General features: G+C 60.2%; 18 protein-coding genes. 11 read left to right on the plus strand and 7 right to left on the minus strand.

The window, feature by feature from the left end:
• Positions 1 to 144: 144 nt before the first annotated feature.
• Positions 145 to 1,617, plus strand: coding sequence for a L,D-transpeptidase (locus tag B0G52_RS15530; RefSeq protein ID WP_094045855.1), 1,473 nt, complete (start codon positions 145 to 147; stop codon positions 1,615 to 1,617).
• Between the two features lie 19 nt (positions 1,618 to 1,636).
• Here the strand turns inward: B0G52_RS15530 and B0G52_RS35935 are convergent, their stop codons facing one another.
• The gene (locus B0G52_RS35935) at positions 1,637 to 1,780 is read right to left on the minus strand and encodes a hypothetical protein (RefSeq protein WP_198960654.1); all 144 of its coding nucleotides are present in this window, start codon (positions 1,778 to 1,780) and stop codon (positions 1,637 to 1,639) included.
• A gap of 433 nt (positions 1,781 to 2,213) precedes the next feature.
• Here B0G52_RS35935 and B0G52_RS15535 point away from each other — a divergent pair, with 433 nt between their 5' ends.
• The 4 genes from B0G52_RS15535 to B0G52_RS15550 all read left to right on the plus strand — a co-directional run bounded on the left by B0G52_RS15535 (position 2,214) and on the right by B0G52_RS15550 (position 6,400).
• Positions 2,214 to 3,308, plus strand: a complete 1,095-nt coding sequence (locus B0G52_RS15535; RefSeq protein WP_094045857.1) for a quinone-dependent dihydroorotate dehydrogenase — start codon at positions 2,214 to 2,216, stop codon at positions 3,306 to 3,308.
• Between the two features lie 11 nt (positions 3,309 to 3,319).
• Positions 3,320 to 4,123 (plus strand): GTP diphosphokinase, encoded by an 804-nt coding sequence (gene yjbM, locus B0G52_RS15540; protein ID WP_094045859.1) that lies wholly within the window; start codon positions 3,320 to 3,322, stop codon positions 4,121 to 4,123.
• A 110-nt stretch (positions 4,124 to 4,233) separates the two neighbouring features.
• Positions 4,234 to 4,668, plus strand: a complete 435-nt coding sequence (locus tag B0G52_RS15545) for a DUF309 domain-containing protein (protein ID WP_094045861.1) — start codon at positions 4,234 to 4,236, stop codon at positions 4,666 to 4,668.
• Positions 4,669 to 4,828: 160 nt separating this feature from the next.
• Positions 4,829 to 6,400 (plus strand): catalase, encoded by a 1,572-nt coding sequence (locus B0G52_RS15550; protein ID WP_233162713.1) that lies wholly within the window; start codon positions 4,829 to 4,831, stop codon positions 6,398 to 6,400.
• A gap of 490 nt (positions 6,401 to 6,890) precedes the next feature.
• Here B0G52_RS15550 and B0G52_RS15555 read toward each other — a convergent pair whose 3' ends face one another.
• Positions 6,891 to 7,346: a PCYCGC motif-containing (lipo)protein gene (locus tag B0G52_RS15555; protein ID WP_094045865.1), complete on the minus strand. Its 456-nt coding sequence runs from the start codon at positions 7,344 to 7,346 to the stop codon at positions 6,891 to 6,893.
• Positions 7,346 to 7,849 carry a thioredoxin family protein gene (locus tag B0G52_RS15560; protein WP_094045867.1) on the minus strand — a complete coding sequence of 168 codons (504 nt, stop codon included), beginning with the start codon at positions 7,847 to 7,849 and terminating at the stop codon, positions 7,346 to 7,348. Before B0G52_RS15560 ends, B0G52_RS15555 begins: the two co-directional genes overlap by 1 nt.
• Positions 7,850 to 7,998: 149 nt before the next feature.
• Here B0G52_RS15560 and B0G52_RS15565 point away from each other — a divergent pair, with 149 nt between their 5' ends.
• Complete coding sequence (locus tag B0G52_RS15565; RefSeq protein WP_094045869.1) at positions 7,999 to 8,838, plus strand: pseudouridine synthase; 840 nt, start codon at positions 7,999 to 8,001, stop codon at positions 8,836 to 8,838.
• Complete coding sequence (locus B0G52_RS15570; RefSeq protein WP_094045871.1) at positions 8,835 to 9,632, plus strand: Cof-type HAD-IIB family hydrolase; 798 nt, start codon at positions 8,835 to 8,837, stop codon at positions 9,630 to 9,632. The genes B0G52_RS15565 and B0G52_RS15570 overlap by 4 nt, the downstream gene beginning before the upstream one ends.
• A 79-nt stretch (positions 9,633 to 9,711) precedes the next feature.
• On the opposite strand, the gene B0G52_RS15575 is transcribed toward B0G52_RS15570, so the two are convergent.
• From B0G52_RS15575 to B0G52_RS15585, 3 genes are all read right to left on the minus strand, one after another.
• Positions 9,712 to 9,804 carry a sporulation protein YjcZ gene (locus B0G52_RS15575; protein ID WP_106359402.1) on the minus strand — a complete coding sequence of 31 codons (93 nt, stop codon included), beginning with the start codon at positions 9,802 to 9,804 and terminating at the stop codon, positions 9,712 to 9,714.
• A 184-nt stretch (positions 9,805 to 9,988) separates the two neighbouring features.
• Positions 9,989 to 10,939: a D-2-hydroxyacid dehydrogenase gene (locus tag B0G52_RS15580; RefSeq protein ID WP_094045873.1), complete on the minus strand. Its 951-nt coding sequence runs from the start codon at positions 10,937 to 10,939 to the stop codon at positions 9,989 to 9,991.
• A gap of 61 nt (positions 10,940 to 11,000) precedes the next feature.
• Entirely contained in the window at positions 11,001 to 12,188 is a 1,188-nt protein-coding gene (locus B0G52_RS15585) for a GGDEF domain-containing protein (protein WP_158223723.1), read from the minus strand.
• A 110-nt stretch (positions 12,189 to 12,298) separates the two neighbouring features.
• Here B0G52_RS15585 and B0G52_RS15590 point away from each other — a divergent pair, with 110 nt between their 5' ends.
• The 3 genes from B0G52_RS15590 to B0G52_RS15600 all read left to right on the plus strand — a co-directional run bounded on the left by B0G52_RS15590 (position 12,299) and on the right by B0G52_RS15600 (position 18,173).
• Entirely contained in the window at positions 12,299 to 13,492 is a 1,194-nt protein-coding gene (locus B0G52_RS15590) for a glycosyltransferase family 4 protein (RefSeq protein WP_094045877.1), read from the plus strand.
• A 5-nt stretch (positions 13,493 to 13,497) separates the two neighbouring features.
• Positions 13,498 to 14,781, plus strand: coding sequence for a metallophosphoesterase family protein (locus B0G52_RS15595; RefSeq protein ID WP_094045879.1), 1,284 nt, complete (start codon positions 13,498 to 13,500; stop codon positions 14,779 to 14,781).
• A 170-nt stretch (positions 14,782 to 14,951) separates the two neighbouring features.
• Complete coding sequence (locus B0G52_RS15600) at positions 14,952 to 18,173, plus strand: AAA family ATPase (protein WP_094045882.1); 3,222 nt, start codon at positions 14,952 to 14,954, stop codon at positions 18,171 to 18,173.
• Here the strand turns inward: B0G52_RS15600 and B0G52_RS15605 are convergent.
• On the minus strand, positions 18,157 to 19,233 hold the full coding sequence (locus B0G52_RS15605; protein ID WP_094045883.1) for a YkvI family membrane protein: 1,077 nt from the start codon (positions 19,231 to 19,233) through the stop codon (positions 18,157 to 18,159). The two genes, B0G52_RS15600 and B0G52_RS15605, sit on opposite strands and share 17 nt — an antisense overlap.
• A 416-nt stretch (positions 19,234 to 19,649) precedes the next feature.
• On the opposite strand from B0G52_RS15605, the gene B0G52_RS15610 reads away from it, so the two are divergent.
• Positions 19,650 to 20,963 (plus strand): glycoside hydrolase family 30 protein, encoded by a 1,314-nt coding sequence (locus B0G52_RS15610; RefSeq protein WP_094045885.1) that lies wholly within the window; start codon positions 19,650 to 19,652, stop codon positions 20,961 to 20,963.
• Positions 20,964 to 20,972 lie beyond the last annotated feature (9 nt).

Below are 20,972 nucleotides of genomic sequence, written 5' to 3' on the forward strand. Positions count from 1 at the left end.
GGGACAGCCCCTTTTCTACTTTTCGATGAGTGTTACGGCTTCCTGGCTACTTGCGGAAAAGCTCCGTTTTATTTGTTCTTTAGAACCGGCCGAGAAAATCCGATAATAATGGAGGGATAAACGAACAGTCGCGGAGGTGACGCCATGAGCAAAGAATCTCGCATTGACGAACAGATCCAGCACTTCTATGACAACGTTCCCAATGTCGGAGACGCTTTGCCGCTCAAGGAATACCTCCTTAAACACGAGGACAGCCGCATGGCTTGGTATTTGCTGGGCAAGGAATACGAGGGCAAGGGAGATACGGCGAAGGCGACTTATTGCTTCGCGCAGGCCGGAGAGATCTACGAGGCGTTCGAATCGAAGCCGGCTCCCCAGCTTCCTGAAAATAAAACGAAGAAAAAATCCGGGTGGAAAAAATGGACCGCCGCGCTGCTTATTCCGCTCTTGCTCGTGGGAGGAGCGATAATAGCCGTACGGGAGCTGCTTCCGGAGGCGGACGATACGGCGGCGATCGAGACGAACGTCCCGGAGTCTCCGGCCGCGTCGGCGGGAGCGAGCACAGCTCCTAAACCGGCGGTCGGGAGCAAGCCGGCTCCGCTGCCTGCGGGCGTTATCCCGCCGGATCAGATTGCGGGGGCGCCGGGCCCGGACGATCAGGGGCGAAGCGTGCTTGGAGAGACGCTGACGAGCAAGCCTTCCCGCCAGCCCCGTCTGGTGGTCGCCGTGCCGAAGCTCGGGAAGTGGAACGATTGGGTCAAGGGCGGCAAGCCGATCGCGACGGTCACGTCGGACCGAGAGTCGGGGTTGGCCGGCATCCAGTGGTTCGATCCGAAATGGTGCGACTGCAAGCCGGAGGACGGCAAAGCCGCGGCCAAGCTCGTCGAAGGCTGGAAGCCGCTCCAGGAGGAGAAGCTGGCGCTGCGCTCCGCCGTCATTCGATATAGGGAGCAAACCGGCAAGTGGCCCGATTCGCCCGAAGCGATGGCCGGAGATTATCCGAAGAACACGATGGCCGGCTGGTCGGAGAGCATGTCGCCTTGGTTCGACGAACTGAAGGCCGTGCTCGCGGACAAGAAGGACGGCAAAATTCCGCAGAGCGCGGGCTGGCCGGATCAGACAGGCCCCGGCTCGGGTCACGGCGCGCCTGCCGGGACGCTCGCTCCGATGGCGGAGCATCCGATGGAGATTATCGTCGACAAGAGCAATCATCGGCTGGCCGTCGTCAGCGGAGACGTTATTTTGCGCAACTACGAGGTCGGCCTGGGCGGAGACAAGACGCCGGAAGGCAAGTTCTTCATTTCGGAGAAGGTCAAGGACCCGAACGGCAGCAGCACCGGCGCATTCGGCAGCAGGGGAATGACGCTCTCCCATACCCGGTACGGCATTCACGGAACGGATGAGCCGGACAGCATGGGCAAGGACGAGTCGCTCGGCTGCGTGAGGATGAAGACGGAGGATATCGAGGAATTGTACGACCTCGTTCCGATGGGAACGCCGGTTACGATAGCAGAAGGAGGTTTGCCCGACGAACTGCGGGCGCCGCCGGAACGCTTCCGGCTGCCGACCACGCAGAACGAGACAAACCCCCACAAAGTGTATGATTGGTTAGGTTAATGATAACGGCGGTCGCGGCTTAAATGTCCAGCGCGAGCAGCACCGCCATGACCACAATGACGAGACCGACGGCAGCCCCGATCCAAATGAGCGCCTTTTTGTTGACCTGCTCCTTCTCTTTTGGACGTGACGTGACCGGCGGTTTCTTTTTGTGTGTGCTCATGAATATCAACCTTTCTATCCTATGATTCGCGAACTCCTTCTATTGTAATCGTTTTCCCTGTAAAATGCCAGACAAGCCTCGCAATAACGCCGAAACAAACGGCCCTCGCCAAGGTTAGTTTTTGATCGCGCCCATCGTCCCCGCCATCCGGATGCTCTCGCCGGATACCGGTATCCGTTTGGTCCGCTGCCGGATGTTGGCATCCGCAGAAGGTCTGTTTTTAAAGGAAACGATTTGTTCATCTCCTCCGATACTTGCGTTTTTTCACATCCAAATGCCGTGAAGAGCGCGTTTGCTTATAATTGTGAAAATTCGGTTAACTCCCCGGGGCGGACTGATAGGCCGAAAGGCAGGTTGCCCTTTTCTTTTCCTCTGGAAAAGGCTAAACTGGTAGCCGAAAGGTTTTCTTTTGTGCGAAAGGATGTCGAACTCATTGCTGTATCGTATGGCTAAACCGCTGTTATTCAAAATGGACCCGGAAGCCGCCCACCACTTGATCATCGACGGGATGGGAACCGCCGGCAAAGTCCCGGGCATGCCCGGATTGCTGTCCGCGATCTGGGGAACCAAAGCTTCTCCCGAGCTTGCCGTTGATTTGTTCGGCTTGCACTTCCAACATCCCGTAGGCCTGGCCGCCGGACTGGACAAAAACGCGAAAGCGGTGACCGGCTTATCCCGGATCGGCCTGTCGTTCATGGAAGTGGGTACGGTAACGCCGAAGGGGCAGGCGGGCAACGAGCTGCCGCGCTTGTTCCGTCTGCCGCCGGACGAGGCGCTGATCAACCGGATGGGCTTCAACAACGAGGGAGCGGACGTCATGGCCGAGCGGCTCTCCAAGCTGGGGCGCCGGCGCATTCCGCTGGCGGTCAACATCGGCAAAAACAAGGCAACGCCGAACGAGAACGCCGCTGACGACTACCGGGCGTGCGTGAGCAAGCTTTTTCCGTACGGGGATTTCTTCGTGGTCAATATCAGTTCGCCGAATACGCCGGACTTGCGCGCGCTGCAGCATGGAGACGAGCTGAGGAGTCTGCTGGACGCGGTGAAGGACGAGATGGGCAAGCAGGCGGAGCGTCACGGGGAGCTGCCGAAGCCGATTCTCGTGAAGATCGCGCCGGACAACACGGAGGAACAGCTTGAGTACATGGCCGAAGCAATCCAACTGAGCGGCATGTCGGGCATTATCGCGACGAACACGACGATCGGACGGGACGGATTGACCCATCGGAACGCCGGAGAGACCGGGGGACTCAGCGGACGCCCGCTGACGCAGCGTTCGACCGAGGTCGTGCGGAGCTTGTACAAGCTGACCAAGGGCAGGCTGCCGATAATCGGGTCTGGCGGTATTTTCACGGCGGATGACGCTTACGAGAAAATTCTCGCCGGAGCCAGCCTGGTGGAGGTCTATACGGCCATGATCTACAAAGGACCGGGAGTGCTGAAGGAAATTCACGCCGGCCTGCTGAGAAGGCTGAAGCAGGACGGATTCAATCGGATCACTCAGGCGGTAGGAGCGGGCGTTCGTTAGGAGGAATGTCGATGGACGGAATGGATTGGGGGAAGTTCCTGCTTCCCTATGAGCAAGCGGTGGAAGAACTGAAGGTCAAGCTGAAGTCGCTGCGCTCCGAACTCAAGGCCAGGGACGAATACGCTCCGATCGAGTTCGTCACCGGCAGGGTGAAGCGGGTTTCCAGCATTTTGGAGAAGTCGCGCAGACTGGCCGTTCCTCTGGACCGGATCGAAGTCGGAATTGAGGATATCGCGGGCATCCGCATCATGTGCCAGTTCGTGGACGATATTTATCGCGTCGCGGAGATGATCCGCCAGCGCAAAGATTTGACGATGGTCTACGAGAAAGATTACATCACGAACTACAAGGACAGCGGCTATCGCAGCTACCATCTGATCGTCGAGTACCCGGTGCAGACGTCGCTCGGCTCCAAGCCGGTGCTGGCGGAAATTCAGATCCGGACGCTGGCGATGAATTTCTGGGCGACGATCGAGCATTCGCTGAATTACAAGTACCGCAACCAACTGCCCGCGCACGTTCGGGAGAGGCTTCGCAAAGCGGCTGAAGCGGCGTTTTCCCTCGACAACGAGATGTCGAGCATCCGCCAGGAGATCGTGGACGCGCAGCAGGACTTCGAGGAAAGCTCGCTTGTCGTGAGGCGGGTGCTTAACGAGATTCAGGAGCTGTACTTCTTCCGCAGGGTCAGGGAGGCCGCGCAGTTTCAGCGCCGCTTCAACGAGCTGTGGGAGCAGGACGATCTGTGGGGCCTCAAGGAGCTGTCTGCCGAGGTGCAGGCGGCGCTTAAGCGCGCGGGAAAAGGCGGACACTCGTAAAGCTGAGGCGAGGCGGGGGAAACGGCGGAAAAAGGCGGACACTCGCAGAGGACTGGACCAGGCGGGAGGAACGGCGGAAAAAGGCGGGAACGCTTAGGGAGCGGGTCGGCATGAGGAGTGAAAGGTGGAACGAGGTCATGGGCGATTCGCGCTATCTGGCCTATGTCGTCTATTTCAACCGGGACCGCGATTATTTCGAATGTCATGAAGTAATGGAAGAGCTGTGGCTGGAAAACGGCCGCAGCTCTTTGCTGCAAGGACTGCTTCAGGCGGCTGTCGGCCTGCACCATTGGGATAACGGCAACCGTTCGGGGGCCGTGAAGCTGATGACGGCCGCGCTGGAGAAGCTGGGCGCGCATGACGGCGACGTCGCGCTCGGTCTGGATCTGGCGGCGCTGCGGCGCAGCCTGGAAGAGAGCCTGGAGGCGCTGGCCCGGCGGCCGCTGGACGCCCCTTTCCGGGCGTTCGAGCTTCGCATCGTCGACGACGGGCTTCGGATTTCGGCAGAGCGGTGGAACGAGGAGCGTCGCTTGGAGGCGGAGTAAGAGGACAAATCGGATAAAGACTGAGTGACGGGGATAATATTCGCTCGTTCGGGAAATTTTACCTTGAGGGATTTTGTAATGAATCACCGAGAGGGGTATCTCAATGAGCGAGTACGATGGAACATCGGTAACCGGAGCGGGAGGCGCGGCGGATCAAAGAATGACCGACCGGGAGACCGGGCAGTCGCTGACCGACCGGCAGGGTCACCCGATCGCCGACAATCAGAATTTGCGGACCGTAGGCAATCGCGGACCGACCACGCTGGAAAACTATCATTTCCTCGAGAAAATCACGCATTTCGACCGGGAGAGGACGCCGGAGCGCGTCGTTCATGCCCGCGGAGCGGGAGCGCACGGCTATTTCGAAGCGTACGGCAAAGTCGGCGAGGAGCCGATCGCCAAGTATACGCGGGCGAAGCTGTTCCAGGAGGCCGGGAAGAGAACGCCCTTATTCGTGCGGTTCTCGTCGGTCATCCATGGCGGGCACTCGCCGGAGACGCTGCGCGATCCGCGCGGCTTCGCGGTCAAGTTCTATACGGAGGACGGCAACTGGGATCTCGTGGGAAACAACCTGAAGGTGTTCTTCATCCGGGACGCGATGAAGTTTCCGGATCTCGTGCACGCGTTTAAGCCCGACCCGGTGACGAACCGGCAGGATACGGTGCGCATCTTCGACTTTGTCAGCAACTCGCCGGAAGCGCTCCATATGGTCACGTTTCTGTTTTCCCCTTGGGGCATCCCGGCGAACTACCGGCAAATGCAGGGCTCCGGCGTGAACACGTACAAGTGGGTCAACTCCGAGGGGCAGGCGGTGCTCGTCAAGTACCATTGGGAGCCGAAGCAGGGCATCAAAAACTTGACTCAGGCCGAGGCGGAGAGCGTTCAGGGGAAAAATTTCAACCATGCGACGCAGGATTTGTACGAGGCGATCGAACGGGGCGATTACCCGGAATGGGAGCTGTGCGTGCAGATCATGAGCGATGACTATCATCCGGAGCTGAGCTTCGATCCGCTCGATCCGACGAAGCTGTGGCCGCCGGAGCAGTTTCCGTTCCTGCCGGTCGGACGCATGGTGCTGGATCGCAATCCGCAAAACTATTTCGCCGAAGTCGAGCAGGCGGCGTTCGGGACGGGCGTGCTCGTGGACGGCCTTGACTTCTCGGACGACAAGTTGCTGCAGGGCAGAACGTTCTCTTATTCGGATACGCAGCGTTACCGGGTCGGCTCCAACTACCTGCAGCTTCCGATCAACGCGCCGAAAAAGCGGGTGGCGACAAACCAGCGGGACGGCCAGATGGCGCTGTTCGTCGACTCTCCTCCGGGATCGAATCCGCACGTCAACTACGAGCCGACTTCGCTGGGCGGCATCGTGGAAGCGGGCAAGGGAGATCCCGAATACACGCCTCGCATTGAAGGGAACCTCGTGCGCGAGCCGATCGACCGGCCGAACAATTACGAGCAGGCGGGAGACCGATTCCGCATGTTCGAGGATTGGGAGCGCGAAGAGTTGATCGCCAATCTGATTGGTGCGCTCGCCCCCGCGCCGGAGGTCGTGCGGAGCAAGATGGTGGAGCACTTCACTAAGTGCGACCCCGAATACGGGCGGCGCGTAAAGGAAGGGCTCGACGCACGCGGCCCCGGCGACGGCACAGGCGGCCCGATGGGCGCGGCCAAAGCGGCCCAGGCCGTGCTTGAAGCCGAGCAGGACGGGCATAGCGCTTCTCCTTATTGAGCTGGGTAGCGGCTGACTGGTCTTGGCCTGATGCCCGGTGCCAGGGCCAAGAAATGGCCTCGGGCTCATCCAGCTCCGCGCACCAAGGCCACAATAGTGCCTTGGAGGCACACGGCCTGGTCCGGTGCGAGAACTCGAAGGCCAAGAAGTGGCCTTGGGCTCATCGGCCGCCACGCACTAAGGCCACAAAAGTGCCTTGGAGGCACACGGCCTGGTCCGATGTGTGAGATCGAAGGCCAAGAAGTGGCCTTGGGCTCATCGGCCGCCACGCACTAAGGCCACAAAAGTGCCTTGGAGGCACGTGGCCTGGTCCGATGCGTGAGATCGAAGGCCAAGAAGTGGCCTCCGCCCCACCCCGCGTCACGCGCCAAGGCGACAAAAGTGCCTCGGCGGAATGCGGGCCGCACCAAGGCTCATTCCGGCCCTCCAGCACTCAGAAAAAAACCGTCAGGGACGCTTGTCACTCAAGCGTCCCTGACGGTTTTTTTCGCTATGCGTTCGGATTAAAGTTGTCTTCGATCAGCTGTTGAATCTGCTCCGGCGTCTTGCCTTGCTTGCTCCACTCTTCGATCTTGAGCAGCTCTTCGGTACAGATGCCGCAAGTGCCGCTGTGATCGGTCCAGGTGACGCTGTCCTCGCTCTGGTCCGCCACGTAGCAGCGGAAGAGGGAGTCGTGCGGATCGTTCTCGTAGTTCATGCATCCGCAATAGCATTTGACCGATTTCATAATGTCTTCGTACTTGCCGACGATCGAGTAGAGGTGGTTCGTTCTTCCCGAATAGTTGCTGAGGAAGGACGGCATCTTGGACAGCGACGCTTCGACCTCCCAAGTTTCGTTCCCGTGGCGGTGGGGTTCGCTGTTGCCGGAACCTCCTCCGCAAGCGACGAGCAGTATCCCACCGGCGAGCAGCGCGGTCGGCAGGGCGAGCAGCCACTTGGCGTTCATCAGTCGTTACCTTCCACTTTATGCTTCTCGAAGAACGCCTTGAAATCGTCCAGCGAATAGCCCGCAGTCGTCTCCGATTCCTTCAGGCCGCCCTTCATCCGGTCGCTTTCTACGCCGTCTTTGAAGTATACTAACGTAGGAGTCGCTTCGATATTCATTTTGCCGAAATAGTTCTCGAACTCCCGAAGGTTGAATTGGTGCATGTTGACGCCGAGCTCGTCGGCCAGCGGCTTCAGCTTCGGCGTAGTCGCCTGGCAGTGAGGGCAGTTCGAAGCGTAGAAGTAGACGAAGAAGCTTTCCTTGTTCTTCAGCTTCGTCTCCAGTTCGTCCGGAAGAATCAGATTGCTGTAGTTCGGATCGTTCAACTGAGCCCGCGTATCGGGAAAGAGCTTGTTTTCCGGCTTGCCGTATACGGTGTCGGGCTGCATGTTGTTCAATACAACGAGCAGGACGATCAACGCGGCCAGAATGCCGAAGAAGATCGATAATTTCTTGGCGTTCATTAACGATTCCCCCAATTCGGATTGGTATTATGTATGGAAGTCATGGACAAGTTCTGCGAACTCTCTTACATTATACCTAATAAGACCGCCGAACAAAACGGGGTGCGCGCCAATGACATGAAACTGTCAAAAAGAAAGCAGGTATAAAAATGAAAGCGACGATCAGACTCGATAAAATGCTCGGAAATTTGGGATACGGAACGCGCAGCGTGATCAAGCAATGGATCAAGCAGGGAGCGGTTACCGTGAACGGAGAGACCGTCAAGGATCACGGTAAGCAAATCCGCCCGAACGACGATACGGTGACGCTCAACGGAGAAACGATTCGCTATCGCGACACGGTCTATGTGCTGCTGCACAAGCCGGCTGGAGTCGTCTCCGCTACCGAGGATTACCGCGACCGGACCGTGATCGACCTGCTCGACGAGGACATTACGGTGCTGTCGCCTTTTCCGGTAGGGAGACTGGATAAGGATACAGAAGGGCTGCTGCTCATTACGAACGACGGGAAGCTGTCGCACGAGCTGCTCTCGCCGAAGAAGCACGTTCCGAAAACGTACAGAGCTCTCGTGGCCGGGGCCGTCGGAGAGCCGGACGCGGAGGCGTTCGCGAAAGGCGTGGAGCTGGACGACGGTTACGTGACGATGCCGGCGCAATTGCGGGCGCTCGCTTCCGTCGACGCCGCAGCCGGAGGAACGATGCAGGCGGACGAGCCGGATGACGCTGCGGAGATGTCTGCCGTGCTCGACTTCGCGCCCTCGGGTCCCGAGGCGCCGTCGCTGAGCTGGATCGAGCTGACGATTCACGAAGGCAAATTCCATCAGGTGAAGCGGATGTTCGAAGCGGTGGGCAAAAAGGTGCTCTACCTTCGGCGCGTGTCGATGGGACCGCTGAAGCTCGATCCCGCATTGGCTCCGGGCGAATGGCGCGAATTGACGGAAGACGAAGTCGACAACTTGAGAAATTACCGGAAGGATGGACAGGAATGAACTATCGCTTGATTGCATTGGATGTGGACGGCACGCTGCTGAACGACGATCATGAGCTTACGCCGAGAGTCAGACAGGCGGTTCGGGAGGCGGCGGAGCAAGGGGCGGAGATTGTCATCTGCACGGGCCGCGGCTCGACGAGCGCGCTGGGCGTGCTGAGGGAGCTTGGCCTGCAAGGCACGATGATTACCCATAACGGCGCCTCCGTCGTCGACAGCGAGACGCGGGAAGTGATTCACGATACGGCGATTACGCACGAACGGGCGCGCCGCTACATGGACTTTTTCAAGGGATGGGGCATCCACTTCGATCTGAATACGGCGTTCGACCTGTTCGTGGAAGACTTGAACGACGACGCGGCGGCGATGTACGACAACCTGCTGGCCAAGCCGATTCGAAGAAGCTTCGCGGAAAGTCTGCCGGAGCGGTTGGTGAAAATGTCGGTCTATGCGCCCAAAGAAGTGCTGGACGAGGTCGAACTGGAATGGAATAGCTGGACGCACGAGCTGCAGACGATTCGGAGCGGGGACTATTTTATCGACGTGCAGCATCCGAATGCCAGCAAAGGGCAGGCCCTGCGCTGGCTGGCCGAGCAAAGGGGAATTCCGCGCGCGAGCGTGCTGGCGATGGGCAATTATTATAACGATATGGAAATGCTGGCGTTTGCCGGGTGGGGCGTGGCGATGGACAATTCTCCCGACGAGGTGAAAGCCGCCGCGGACGAAGTGACCGTCTCCAACAACGAGGACGGCGTCGCGGTCGTCCTGGAGCGTCTGGTAATCAAGCAGGCGTAACGGGAAAAAAGCAAGCCGGCAAACCCGGCTTGCTCTACGCGCTTAGCTGGCGAAATGTGCAGGAGTCGCTTCCCGGAACTCAGTAACCAGCGCGCAAGATAATGACCAGCAGAATGAACAAGACCAGCACGAAGGCTGCCGATGCATAGTATCCGCCGACTGCACCAGACATGCAAACTCCTCCTTCATGTAGATAATAGTGGGGGTTGCCGAAGCGGGTGCATTTCTTGCGCTGTCCCTCTGCCTCGGTCTACACCTATATTATGAAGAAGGATGAGCGCGGATTGGACATTTACCCCGGGGCAAACGATTTTGGGTAAATGCGGAGATAGGCGGATGAAGCGGCAAGCCGCGCGTCAATAATTGCGATCGAAGTCGACCGCGTTTCGCACCGGCTTCCCCTTAGTCAAGTACGCATCCAGATTGTCGAGGAAAATTTCCGTTACCCGCGTTTTGTAATGGTCCGTCCAGCCTCCGATATGCGGAGTCGCGATGACGTTGTCCATCTTCCAGAGCGGGTGGCCGGACGGCAGCGGTTCCTCCTCGAATACGTCAAGGCCGGCTCCCCCGATCGTGCCTTGCTCCAATGCCGCGACGAGAGCGGCCGTATCGACGGATGCGCCGCGTCCGAAGTTGAAGAACAGGGCATCGGGCTTCATGGCCGCGAACCGCTCCGTGTTGAAAAGATGATGCGTCTCGTCGGTGTAGGGCAGCACGTTAACGACCATGTCGCTGCGGGACAGAACGTCGTCCAGCCGATCCATGCCGTACATCTCGTCAACCTCGGCGACAGGACGGGCGCTCTTGCGCACGCCGAGCGTCGTCATGCCGAAAGCTTTGGCCAGCCGGGCCATCTCCGTTCCGATCGCGCCGACTCCGACGATGCCGATCGTCCGTCCGGCAAGCTGGTAATAGCGCTCCGATACGCGCCATTCTCCGCGGCTCTGCTGCCGGATTGCATGGTGCAGGTTACGGCTGAAGGCGAGCAGCATCGCGAACAGCGTCTCGGCCATCGATATCGGATGAATGCCGCTGGCGCTGGACAACGCTATGCCGCGCTCGCGAAGCCGATCCAGAGGCAGTCTGTCCACGCCGGCGGAGCTCGTCTGCACCCACTTCAAATTGGCGGCGGAATCGAAGACGGCGTCCATCGCGGCGTTCCAGCCGAGCACGATCTCCGCGTCGCGGTATTGTTCTTCGGTAATCGCGGCGTCGCTCGCGGATATGATGTTCCATTCCGGAATTCGCTGGCGGACTTGCTCGATCTGTTCGGGTTTGAGCGGGAAGAGCAATAGTAAAGTCGGCATAGTAGTGTCTCTCCTCAAGTTGAATTGTTGGAACGAATGTCGGACGTATCGTGTGCGGCAATCAACCTTTGCGGCGCTGCGGGACGGCGGCCGGGTTCGCGGAACGTCCCATTGCGGCGAAGTCGGTGACCCGGTTTTTGCCGTTCGTCTTGCTGTAGTACATCGCTTCGTCGGCCTGCTTCATCAAAGACTCGGCCGTATCGCCGGGAGAAGCCATGCTGTAGCCGACGCTGATCGTGACGATCGTCTCCTTCTCGGTACGGGAGCGGATGCTCTCGGCTGCTTGCGCCACGGCGGATGCCGGTCCGACGACGAAGGCGACGAGCTCTTCTCCCCCGTACCTTCCGGCCAGACCGATTCCGTCCGTTTCTTCCATCAGCATCGCCGCCACTTGCTTCAGAACGCCGTCCGCCTTATGGTGCCCCTGCGTGTCGTTCAGCTTTTTGAAATTGTCGATATCGCAGAAGATCGCCCCAACCGGCCTGCCGCTCTTCAACAGCGGATCCATCCTGCCCATAAAGTACCTCCGATTGTACAGGTTGGTCAAGCCGTCCGTGATGGAGGATCGGTAGACGGATTGCAAAATTTCGACGACCCGCTCGAAAATGATGGCGAAGAGCAGAATATAATAGAAGACCGGCAGCAAGCCCGCGATCGTCTTGAAGATCGCCGCCTCAGGCGCCCAGTAGACGGAAGAGATGCTCGACAGCTGCATCGTGAAGGCGATCCACAGGCTGGTCATATACTTGCGGGGCTGACCGATATGGGGAGCGAACATCAACACGAAGAGAGGGCCGAGCAGCAGCAAATAGCCGTCGAGCGCCGGCGTGGAGCCGAAGCCGCCGATCCAGGGCCCATCCGACGAGAGCGCCCCCGGCAGGATGTCCCCGGCGGCCACGAGCAGGCCTGTCGCGAGCAAGCCGACAAACCAAAGCCGGGTTCTCGGACGCCTGCGGTGGTACAATTCGAAAACCGCGAAATTGATGACGATAAACGCATATACTTGTAGAAGCTTCCCGATGAAGACCAGAACGGGGGAGTTAGGCGTCATCTCCATGGAGATCGCCATCTGCAGCAGTTGTTGGATTAAAATAAATGTAAGTGAAGTCAGCAGCGACCGATAGGCGTGCCGCCGGTTGCTCGCGTACAGCCGATAGGACATGAACAGCATGAGCGAGACGATGACGACGGCCATTGCCGACGAGAACAGCAGCGCGAAATTGTCGGAAGTCAGCGTGATCAGGAACATGTGGGTCTCCTTTAAAGGCGGTCTATGAAACTTGCAGAACATATGTTTCTAATATATCATATTTTGTGAGAAGCTAGCATCAAGAACGTCGGAACGAGGAGGTAACGCCGTTGAACATCTTGCAGGCGCTGTTTTTCCCCCCGGAGCAGCCGGGAGGCGTCTCGTCCATGGTTCCCTACATCGGGGAGAGATTCCGCAAGATCGGTTGGGAGATGGAGATGTTCTCGCTCCCCAAGCGCATTCGCAACAAGGGCCATGAAGAGATCGAATTCGCGACGTTCGATTGGCGGCCTTACGCGGGCAACGCCATCGTGGACAAATACATTCAGACCTACAAGGACTATATCTGGTGGGTGAAGCTCCGCCTGTCCGGGCAGCGCTTCGACTTGATCCACGCCCACCATCCGATCGCCGCGCTCGCCATGAAGCGGATCTATCCCGACACGCCGTTGCTGATGACGGTTCACTCCAGCTACGAGCGCGAGCTTATTCTGAACGGAAGAATCGCCGAGGGCGGCCCTGAGCATCGTTTCCTGACTTCGATCTACGGAGAGCTGGAGCGCCAGGCGGATCGCCTGATGACGGTGTCGAAGTCCTTTGCTCAATATATCGGCACGTACCTTCAAGAACCTGACAGCACGATCGTCATTCCTAACGGATACGACGAGAGAAGATTCAAGCCGGTGCCGCACGACAATGAAGTGACCCAACTGGTCACCGTATGCCGGCTCGTTCCGGCGAAAGGGCTGGACATTCTGCTCCAGGCTTGCGCCGAGCTGCGCAAGCGCGATTCCCGGTTCGTGCTGCACATCATCGGGGACGGCCCGATCCGCAAGGAGCTGGAGGAGCTGTCCCAGCAGCTCGGCATCTACGACGATACGATTTTTTACGGATACATGCTTCACCCGGAAGAGCTGATGCCGTTCTTCGATGTGTTCGTCCTGCCTTCGCGCGCGGAAGCGTTCGGCTCGGTGTTCGCGGAAGCGGCGCTCTGCCTGCTCGCGCTCGTCGGCACGAACGTCGGGGGCATCGCCGAGCAGATCGAGGACGGAACGAACGGGCTGCTCGTGCCGGCAGAAGATCCAGTAGCCTTGGCGGGCGCGCTGGAGACGGTGATCAACGACCCTCATTTCCGTTACGAGATGGCGCGGGCCGGTTGGAACAAAGCGAAGAAAACCTACTCGCTCAACCGGGTAATCAGCGAGCTCAAGCGCATTTACATTTCCTTCGGCCCGGCGGGAGCCGAGGCGGACAGCGAGGCCGAGACCGCAGCGGACGCGGGAGACGGCGACGAGGAGGCGTGAACGGAATGGGCGTGCCTTTTACCTTCATACATGCCGCGGACCTGCACCTCGACAGCCCGTTCAAGGGGCTGTCGAAGGCGCCGGCCGCCGTGCGGGAGAGGCTGCGCGAGTCGACTTTCGCCTCGCTCGGCCGGTTGGCCGAGCTGGCCGTGCGGGAGCGCGCCGACTTCGTTGTGATCGCGGGCGATCTGTTCGACGCGGCGGACCGCTCGCTGCGCGCCCAGCTGCGGCTTCAGCGCGCGTTGGGAGACTTGGCGAAGCGAGGCGTACGCACGTATATCGTGCACGGCAACCACGACCACGAGAGCGGAAGGCAGGCGCAGCTGGATTGGCCGGAGGGCGTCCACGTCTTCGGATCTTCCCGGGTCGATTGCTGTGCGGCATATGCCCGCGGCGGCGAAACGGCCGCCCATATTTACGGCATTTCCTACCCGACGCGGGCCGTCGGAGATAATTTGGCGCTTCGCTTCAGGAAACGGGAGGGAGCGCCTTTTCATATTGCCGTTCTGCATGCGAACGTGGACGGCGACCCGGCGCACGACGACTACGCCCCTTGCCGGCTGGACGAGCTCGTTTCTTCCGGCTTCGACTATTGGGCGCTCGGACACGTGCACGACCGGCGCGTGCTGAGCGAATATCCGCATGTCGTCTACCCCGGCAATCTGCAGGGGAGAAGCGTCCGGGAAACCGGCGGCAAAGGCGCCTACGTCGTGTCCGTCTCCGGCTCGGGGGCAGTGGACATGCGGTTTCAAGATCTGGCGGACGTCGTCTGGCGGGAGATCGCCGTTCCGATCGACGGACTGGAGCGGGAGCAGCAGCTTCAAGAGGCAATGCTGTCCGCGCTGGAAGATGCGCGTCGGGACTCCTCCGGACGACCGACGGTCGCGCGGCTGCGCTTGGAGGGACGCGGCCCGATGCACGAGCTGCTGCTTCGGGCCGGAGCGGCCGAAGAGTGGCTGGAGGGCGTGCGGGATTGTCTCGCGTCCCCGGAAGAGACGGACGATTGGATCTGGCCGGAATCGCTGCTCGTGCGCACTTCCGGCGAGCTGTTGCTGGAGCGCGTCGCCGAGGAAGGCGGGTTTCTGGGCGAGCTGATCCGCCGCGGCATGCTGGCCTCGGCCGACTTGGAGGAGGCGAAGGCGATGCTGGACGAAGCGACGGAATCGCTGCGCAAGCTGCCCCGCGTTCGGGAGTGGCTGGACGGACGAACGCGCGAGGAACGCGAGCGGTGGATTCGCCGGGCGATGGAGCTGAGCGCTTCGCTGCTGCGGGACGACGATGCGGGGTAGGCGCTAGGGCGTGTATGCAAACCCGCTCAGGGGCATCTATCACCCCCTGCTGCGTCACTTTTGCTTGACGTACCTTCGGTACGCCTTCACAAAAGTTCCTTGCATGGAACGAAAATTCGGCAACATCTGCTATCTTCGGAGTATGCATACACACCCTAGGAGGAGCGGACATGTACATACGGGAAATCGAAGTGGACGGATACGGCGCGCTGAACGGTGTCGCTCTTTCGCTCGGAGAAGGGCGGGTCACCGTGCTTTACGGGCCTAACGAGGCCGGCAAGAGCACGCTGCTCCGGTTCGTGCGAAGCATGCTGTACGGCTTCCCTACGCGTAAGGACCCGGTGGAGCGGGGAGAGCCCGTATTCGGCGGACGACACGGGGGGCGGCTCGTACTGGCGGACAGGGAAGGACGGGAGTGGCGGATCGAACGCCATGCGGAACGGGGCGGAGAGATCCGGCTGAGGGACAATTCGGGAACCGAACGGACTGTCGGGCAGGCCGAGTGGGAGAAGCTGCTGCTGGGCGGCTTGTCCGAGCGGCTGTTTCGACAGCTGTTCGCTGTGTCGCTGAACGAGCTGCACGAGCTGAGGACGCTGCAGGGAGAAGAGCTGAGCAATTATTTGTATCATGCCGGACTGGCCGGAGGCGCGTCGATTACGGAAGCGCGCCGCAAGATCGGCGCCGAGCTCGATCGCCTCTACCGGCCGAAAGGATCGACCCAAGAGATGAATCGTCTGCTTGCGGGCATCAAGGAGCTGGAGGCGGACATTCGCCGAAGCCGGGACGGGATTCGCGATTACGCGGAAGCGACTCGGGAACTTGAGCGGGTCGAAGAGCGGTTGGAGCAACTGGACAAGGAGTTGCCCTCGCTTAGATTGGAGACAGCGAAGCTGCAGGGGGCGCTGGAGCTGCGGGAATGGTGGCTGAAGCGGGAAGCGCTGCTTGCGGAGATCGCCGACCTGCGTGCGGAACTGCCGGACCCTTCCGCGGCCCTGTTGCCCGAAGACGCGGCAGGGATATGGGCCGAGCTGAGAAGCCTTCGCGGTTCCGCCAGGGACAAGCTGGCTTCGGAGCGGGAAGTGCTTGAGGAGCTGCGGCGTCAGCGGGAGCGGCTGCATTGGGATGAGGAGCTGCTCGCGGCGCTCCCCGAGCTGGAGAGACTGGAGGCGATGCGCGAGGGAATCGCGGCCAAGCGGGAGGAGCAGACTCGGCTGGAGGCCGAGCTGATCGCTCTGGACGACGCGGTGCGCAGCTCGCTCGCGCTGATCTCGCCGGAGTGGGGCGAGGCCGAGTTGGCCGCGTTCGGAGGCTTGACGGCGGAACGAGAGCAGGTGCGTATGCTGCGGCAATCGTGGGAAGAGGCGGAGAGGGCGGCGATGACGCTGCAAGCCGAGCTGCGCAGGCTGGATCGTCAGCGGGAAGCGCTGCTGGATGAAGAGGCTGGGCTGGAGGAGGATGGCGATGGCGTGCAGAGTGCGATGCCCGACTCGCTCCTGTCCGTCGGTTTCGCGCCGGGAACGAAATCCGAGCTGCTGCAAGCCTGGCATCAGGCGGAGGATGCGCGCCGGGAATTCGAACGGGCAGCCGCTTCGAACGGACCCAGGCCGTCCGAGCGTGCCGCCCTGTCGCGTTCCGGAAGAGGACGTGAGCGGAGCGCCCCGGGATGGTTCATCTGGGTTGCGGCGGCCGCGGCGCTGGCGGCGTTCCTGTGGCCGTTCTTGCCGGGACGGGAAGGGGGACTCTCCCCGTTATCCGCGCTCGTCTCCGCAGGCTTGCTGGCTCTCTCCGCCGGTCTGGCCGCATACGTCTGGAGCAGGCGCGGGAACGAAGCTTCCCGCTCGCAAGGCAATCCGGAGGCGCATTCCGGAGCTTATCATGCCAGCCGCGCAAAGATGAACGAGCAGCTGAGGCGGCTGCTGGGCGATACCGAAGCCGCGGCTGCGGCGCTTCTGGACGAAGAATCGTCTCGGGCCGGCGCGGAATGGACGGCGGCGGAAGCGGACGCTTATTGGCGCAATCTGCGCGAGGCGGTGCACGAGCAGTTGGAGCTGTGGGAGCGCAGCGAACGCGAAGACGCGCGCAGGCAGGAATGGCAGGGAAGGATGCAGCAGCTGCTGAAGGAGAGGAAACTGGCCGGCGAAGAGGCAGACGAGCAGTTGAAGCTGCTGGACGAGCTTCGCGAGCGGTGGAAGCGGTGGCTGGCCGAGCGCAAGCTGCCGCTTCATCTGACGCAGGCAGGGGCCTCCGAGCTGTTCGCGGCTGCGGAGCGGGGACAAGCCGCTCTGCGGCAGAGGGATCGGCTTAAGGAGCGCGCTCGCGCGCTGGATCTCGCGATCGGCGATTTCGACCGCGCGGCGATGAGCCTTGCCGGGAAGCGGCCTCTGCCGGCCGGAATCGGAGCGGATGCCCAGCTTGCGGTGCAATGGCTGTACCGCGCGGCGTCAGAGGAATTGTCCGTCAAAGAAGCGGCCGAGCGGCTGGAAGCGCAACTGGAGGCGGTGGAGGCAAAGGTTGGGCAATTCGAGGCCGAGCTTGAGCGTGTGGTGGAGAGAATCAGGAAGACGCTAATCGAGTTCCGCGTCGGTTCGGAGAGCGAGCTGGACGGCCGGATACGTATCGACGAGCGCTGCCGCGCGCTTCGCAGGGAAGCCCGCGAGATGCAGCTTCGGCTGGAATCCGGGCGGGATGCGGCCGCGCAAGCCGAACTGTACGAGCTGCTGGGCTCGCGCGACGAAGCTTCTCTCGCCGCCCTTGCCCAAGATCTGCGGCTCAGGCTTGCCGAGACGGAGACGAGCCGTTCGGAGCTGCTCGACCGGCGCGGCCGGCTGGCGCAGGAGCTCGAACGGCTTCGCGGGGATGCCGAGCTGGAGGATAAGACCCAGCGGCTCGGAGAGCTCGTCGACCAGCTTGAAGAGCTGACCGAGCGGTATGCGGTGCTGGCGCTCGCGGACAAGCTGATCGTCCGCACGAAAGCGGTCTACGAGGAGGAGAAGCAGCCGGAGGTGCTGCTGCGGGCTTCCCGGTATTTTCAGCGGATGACCGGGGGAGCTTATATCCGCATCGTGGCTCCGGGCGATTCCAAGGCGCTGCTGGCCGAGACGAAGGAACGCTCCCTGCTGGACAGCATCTATTTAAGCCGCGGCACGCAGGAGCAGCTGTATTTGGCGATGAGGTTCGCGCTGTGCGACGCCGCGTCGCCGGAGCATCCGCTGCCGCTGCTGCTGGACGACCTGTTCGTTCACTTCGACGAGACGAGGCTGGAGCGAACGCTGCCGGTGCTCGAAGAGCTTGGGCAGACGAGGCAGGCGCTGCTGTTTACCTGCCATCGCCACGTCGCCAGGACGATCGTCTCCGGAGTTGAAGGAGCGAACTTGATTACGCTGGGAGCTTAGGCGGACGCTGAGACCGCCCGGGGCTGGAAGGCAGCGCCCGATCCCGGCTGATCAGGAACAGCCAACCCAGGCTGAGCAGGCCGAACATCGGATACAGCGCCGAGAGCAGCGTGCCGAAGCCGAACTGTCCGGCGAGGAAGCAGAGCAGCAGCAGAATCGCCGTCAGCATCCAGGGCGAAGCTTTCGTCCTCTCGTGCAATTGAAGCGTAAGCCCGTAAACATCCGCGACGAGCGTTGTGAAGATTTCCATGAAAATCAAGAACACGTACACCCAATGCAGCCATGCCCCGAGCTCCCTCGCGATCCCGCCCATCGGAATATCGAAGTCGGCAATGCCGGGCATGCGCGACGACAAGGCGAAGTGGGCGGCGAGCAGCAGCCCCCCGATGCCGATTCCGCCCATCCACGCTCCCTTGCGCAAAATTCGGGAATCCCCGATCGTGGAGCCGAGCGGAACGAGAACGGCCTGGGACATCGACAGGTTAAACGCGGCGTACAGGAAGGGCGATAACCAAGCAGCCCACGCGGACTGCTCGTTCGGCGCTCTGAACCATTGATCCGGCAGCGGCTCCCTCAGCGTCTCGAACACGAGAAAGGCCGAAAAGCCGATCATGAGCGGGACGACGAACGTATTGATCGCCAGAATGGCGTTCATCCCTTTGCGAAGCAGCAAAAAGCAGGCGAACATCGTCACGATCAGTCCCGTCTGGTAGCTCAGGTTGAGATGCTCCGAGAAGACGGAGCCCGCGCCGGCCAGCATGACCGCGTTGACGCCGAGCAGCACGATCAGCATCATGTGGCTGACCCAGCGCCCGGCTCTGTCGCCGAACAGATGCTTGTTCAAATCTTCGTAGGATCTGGCGTTCAATTTGGCGGACAGGAGCATAACCTTGGCCCCGATCCACACGAAAAACATCGTGGAGACGATGATCAGATACGGTCCCCAATGCCCGAATCGGGTGAAAAATTGCAGCACTTCCCTGCCGGAAGCGAAACCCGCACCTACGACGGTTCCGATAAATACGAGCGCGACTTGGATGCTTCTGGCCCAATGTTTCATTCGCGGAACCTCCCGACCTAACTCGTCCATGTTACTCTACTCTATGTCGCCAATTGGACGGGCATGCCTTGGAAGGGCAAACGGAGCCGGGGGGTCTGAGTAGGACGATTATAAGTCATGATTGCGCCAGACTTCCGACCATTGGTTAAGATACTTCGCAGAAAAACCGTTCACGAGCCTTCGCCGAAGGCTCGTGAACGGTTTTTAGCTTTGTACACGATTTGCCCCCTTTTCCGCACGATTTGGCCCCTTGACGAGAGGTGATTTATGTACGAAACACGGCGATAAGCCAGCCAAGCGACAATCGGGTACGAAAAGGCGATACATTCGCAAGATCGTGGCATTACGCCGGGAATCTCCCTTTTCCTATAATCGAAATTGTCAGAACGTCAAAAAAGTAAAGGGGGCAACGAGGGATGACAGAGCGAGCGCTAAGAGAGCCGCTGCTCATTTCGTCGGATGAACGGGCGGTTTGGCGGCAAAGCAAGCCGAGACTTGCGGCAGAGCATCCGACGATCGACCTGGAGTGGACGGGCGCCAGGCATCAGAGGATGGAAGGGTTCGGCGGATGCGTCAACGAATTAGGGTGGTTGGCGCTCAAGTCGACGAGCGAAGAAGCGCGACAGGAAGTGCTGAAGGCGCTGTTCGACAAAACCGGAGACGGGTTGCGTCTGGAGCTGAACCGGATTCCGATCGGAGCGACCGATTATTCCGTGAACTGGTACAGTTGCAATGATAACGAAGGCGATTACGCGATGGAGAAGTTTTCGCTAGATCGCGACCGGCAACATTTGCTGCCTTACGTCAAGGCGGCGCAGGAGATTCAGCCGGACATGCAATGGTTCGCCTCGCCGTGGAGCCCGCCGACGTGGATGAAGCATCCGCAGACGTACAACTACGGCAAGCTGGTCCCGACGGAGCAGAATTTGCAAGCCTATGCGCTCTACTTGCTGAAATTCGCGGAAGCTTATGCGCAAGAAGGCGTGCGGATCGCGCAGCTTCATTTTCAGAACGAGCCTGTTACGCATCATCGCTTTCCTTCGTGCGTCTGGACCGGAGAAGAAATGCGGGATTTTCTGAAACGTCATCTCGGCCCGTTGTTCAAGGAAAAACAGCCGGAAATCGAGCTGTGGCTCGGCACGCTTAACACCGATTCGTACGACAGCTACGCCGGCATCGTCCTGAACGATCCGGAAGCGAAGGCGTACGTGAGCGGTGTTGGCTATCAATGGGCGGGCAAGCAAGCGATTCAGCGGACGCATGTCGCGTTCCCGGAAATGCGGCTTATGCAGACGGAAAACGAATGCGGAGACGGCAAAAACACGTGGGAATATGCGCACTACATTTTCGGCCTATTGTGGCATTATCTAAATAACGGCGTCGAAAGCTACGTGTATTGGAACATGGTGCTCCCCAAAGGCGGGGAATGCACATGGGGCGGCTACCAGAACAGCCTTGTCAACGTGGACCTGGATAACGGCGAGGTGGCGTGGAACCCGGAATTTTATTCATTTAAGCACGTGTGCCGATTCGTCGGCAAAGGCTCAGACAGGCTCAGCCTCCGAGGAGGCTGGAGCGGCAACGCCATCGCGTTCGAGAACGCCGAAGGACGCAAAGCATTCATCGTGCATAACCCGCATGATGAGCCGAGAACGATTGCGATCGCTTGCGAAGGCGCCGTCTACGAAATGCCAATGACCGCGAAATCCTTCCATACGCTTGTGATTTGAACTTAAAAG

The sequence above is a fragment of the Cohnella sp. SGD-V74 genome, assembly GCF_003001675.1.
In the GTDB taxonomy this organism is placed as follows: domain Bacteria; phylum Bacillota; class Bacilli; order Paenibacillales; family Paenibacillaceae; genus Cohnella.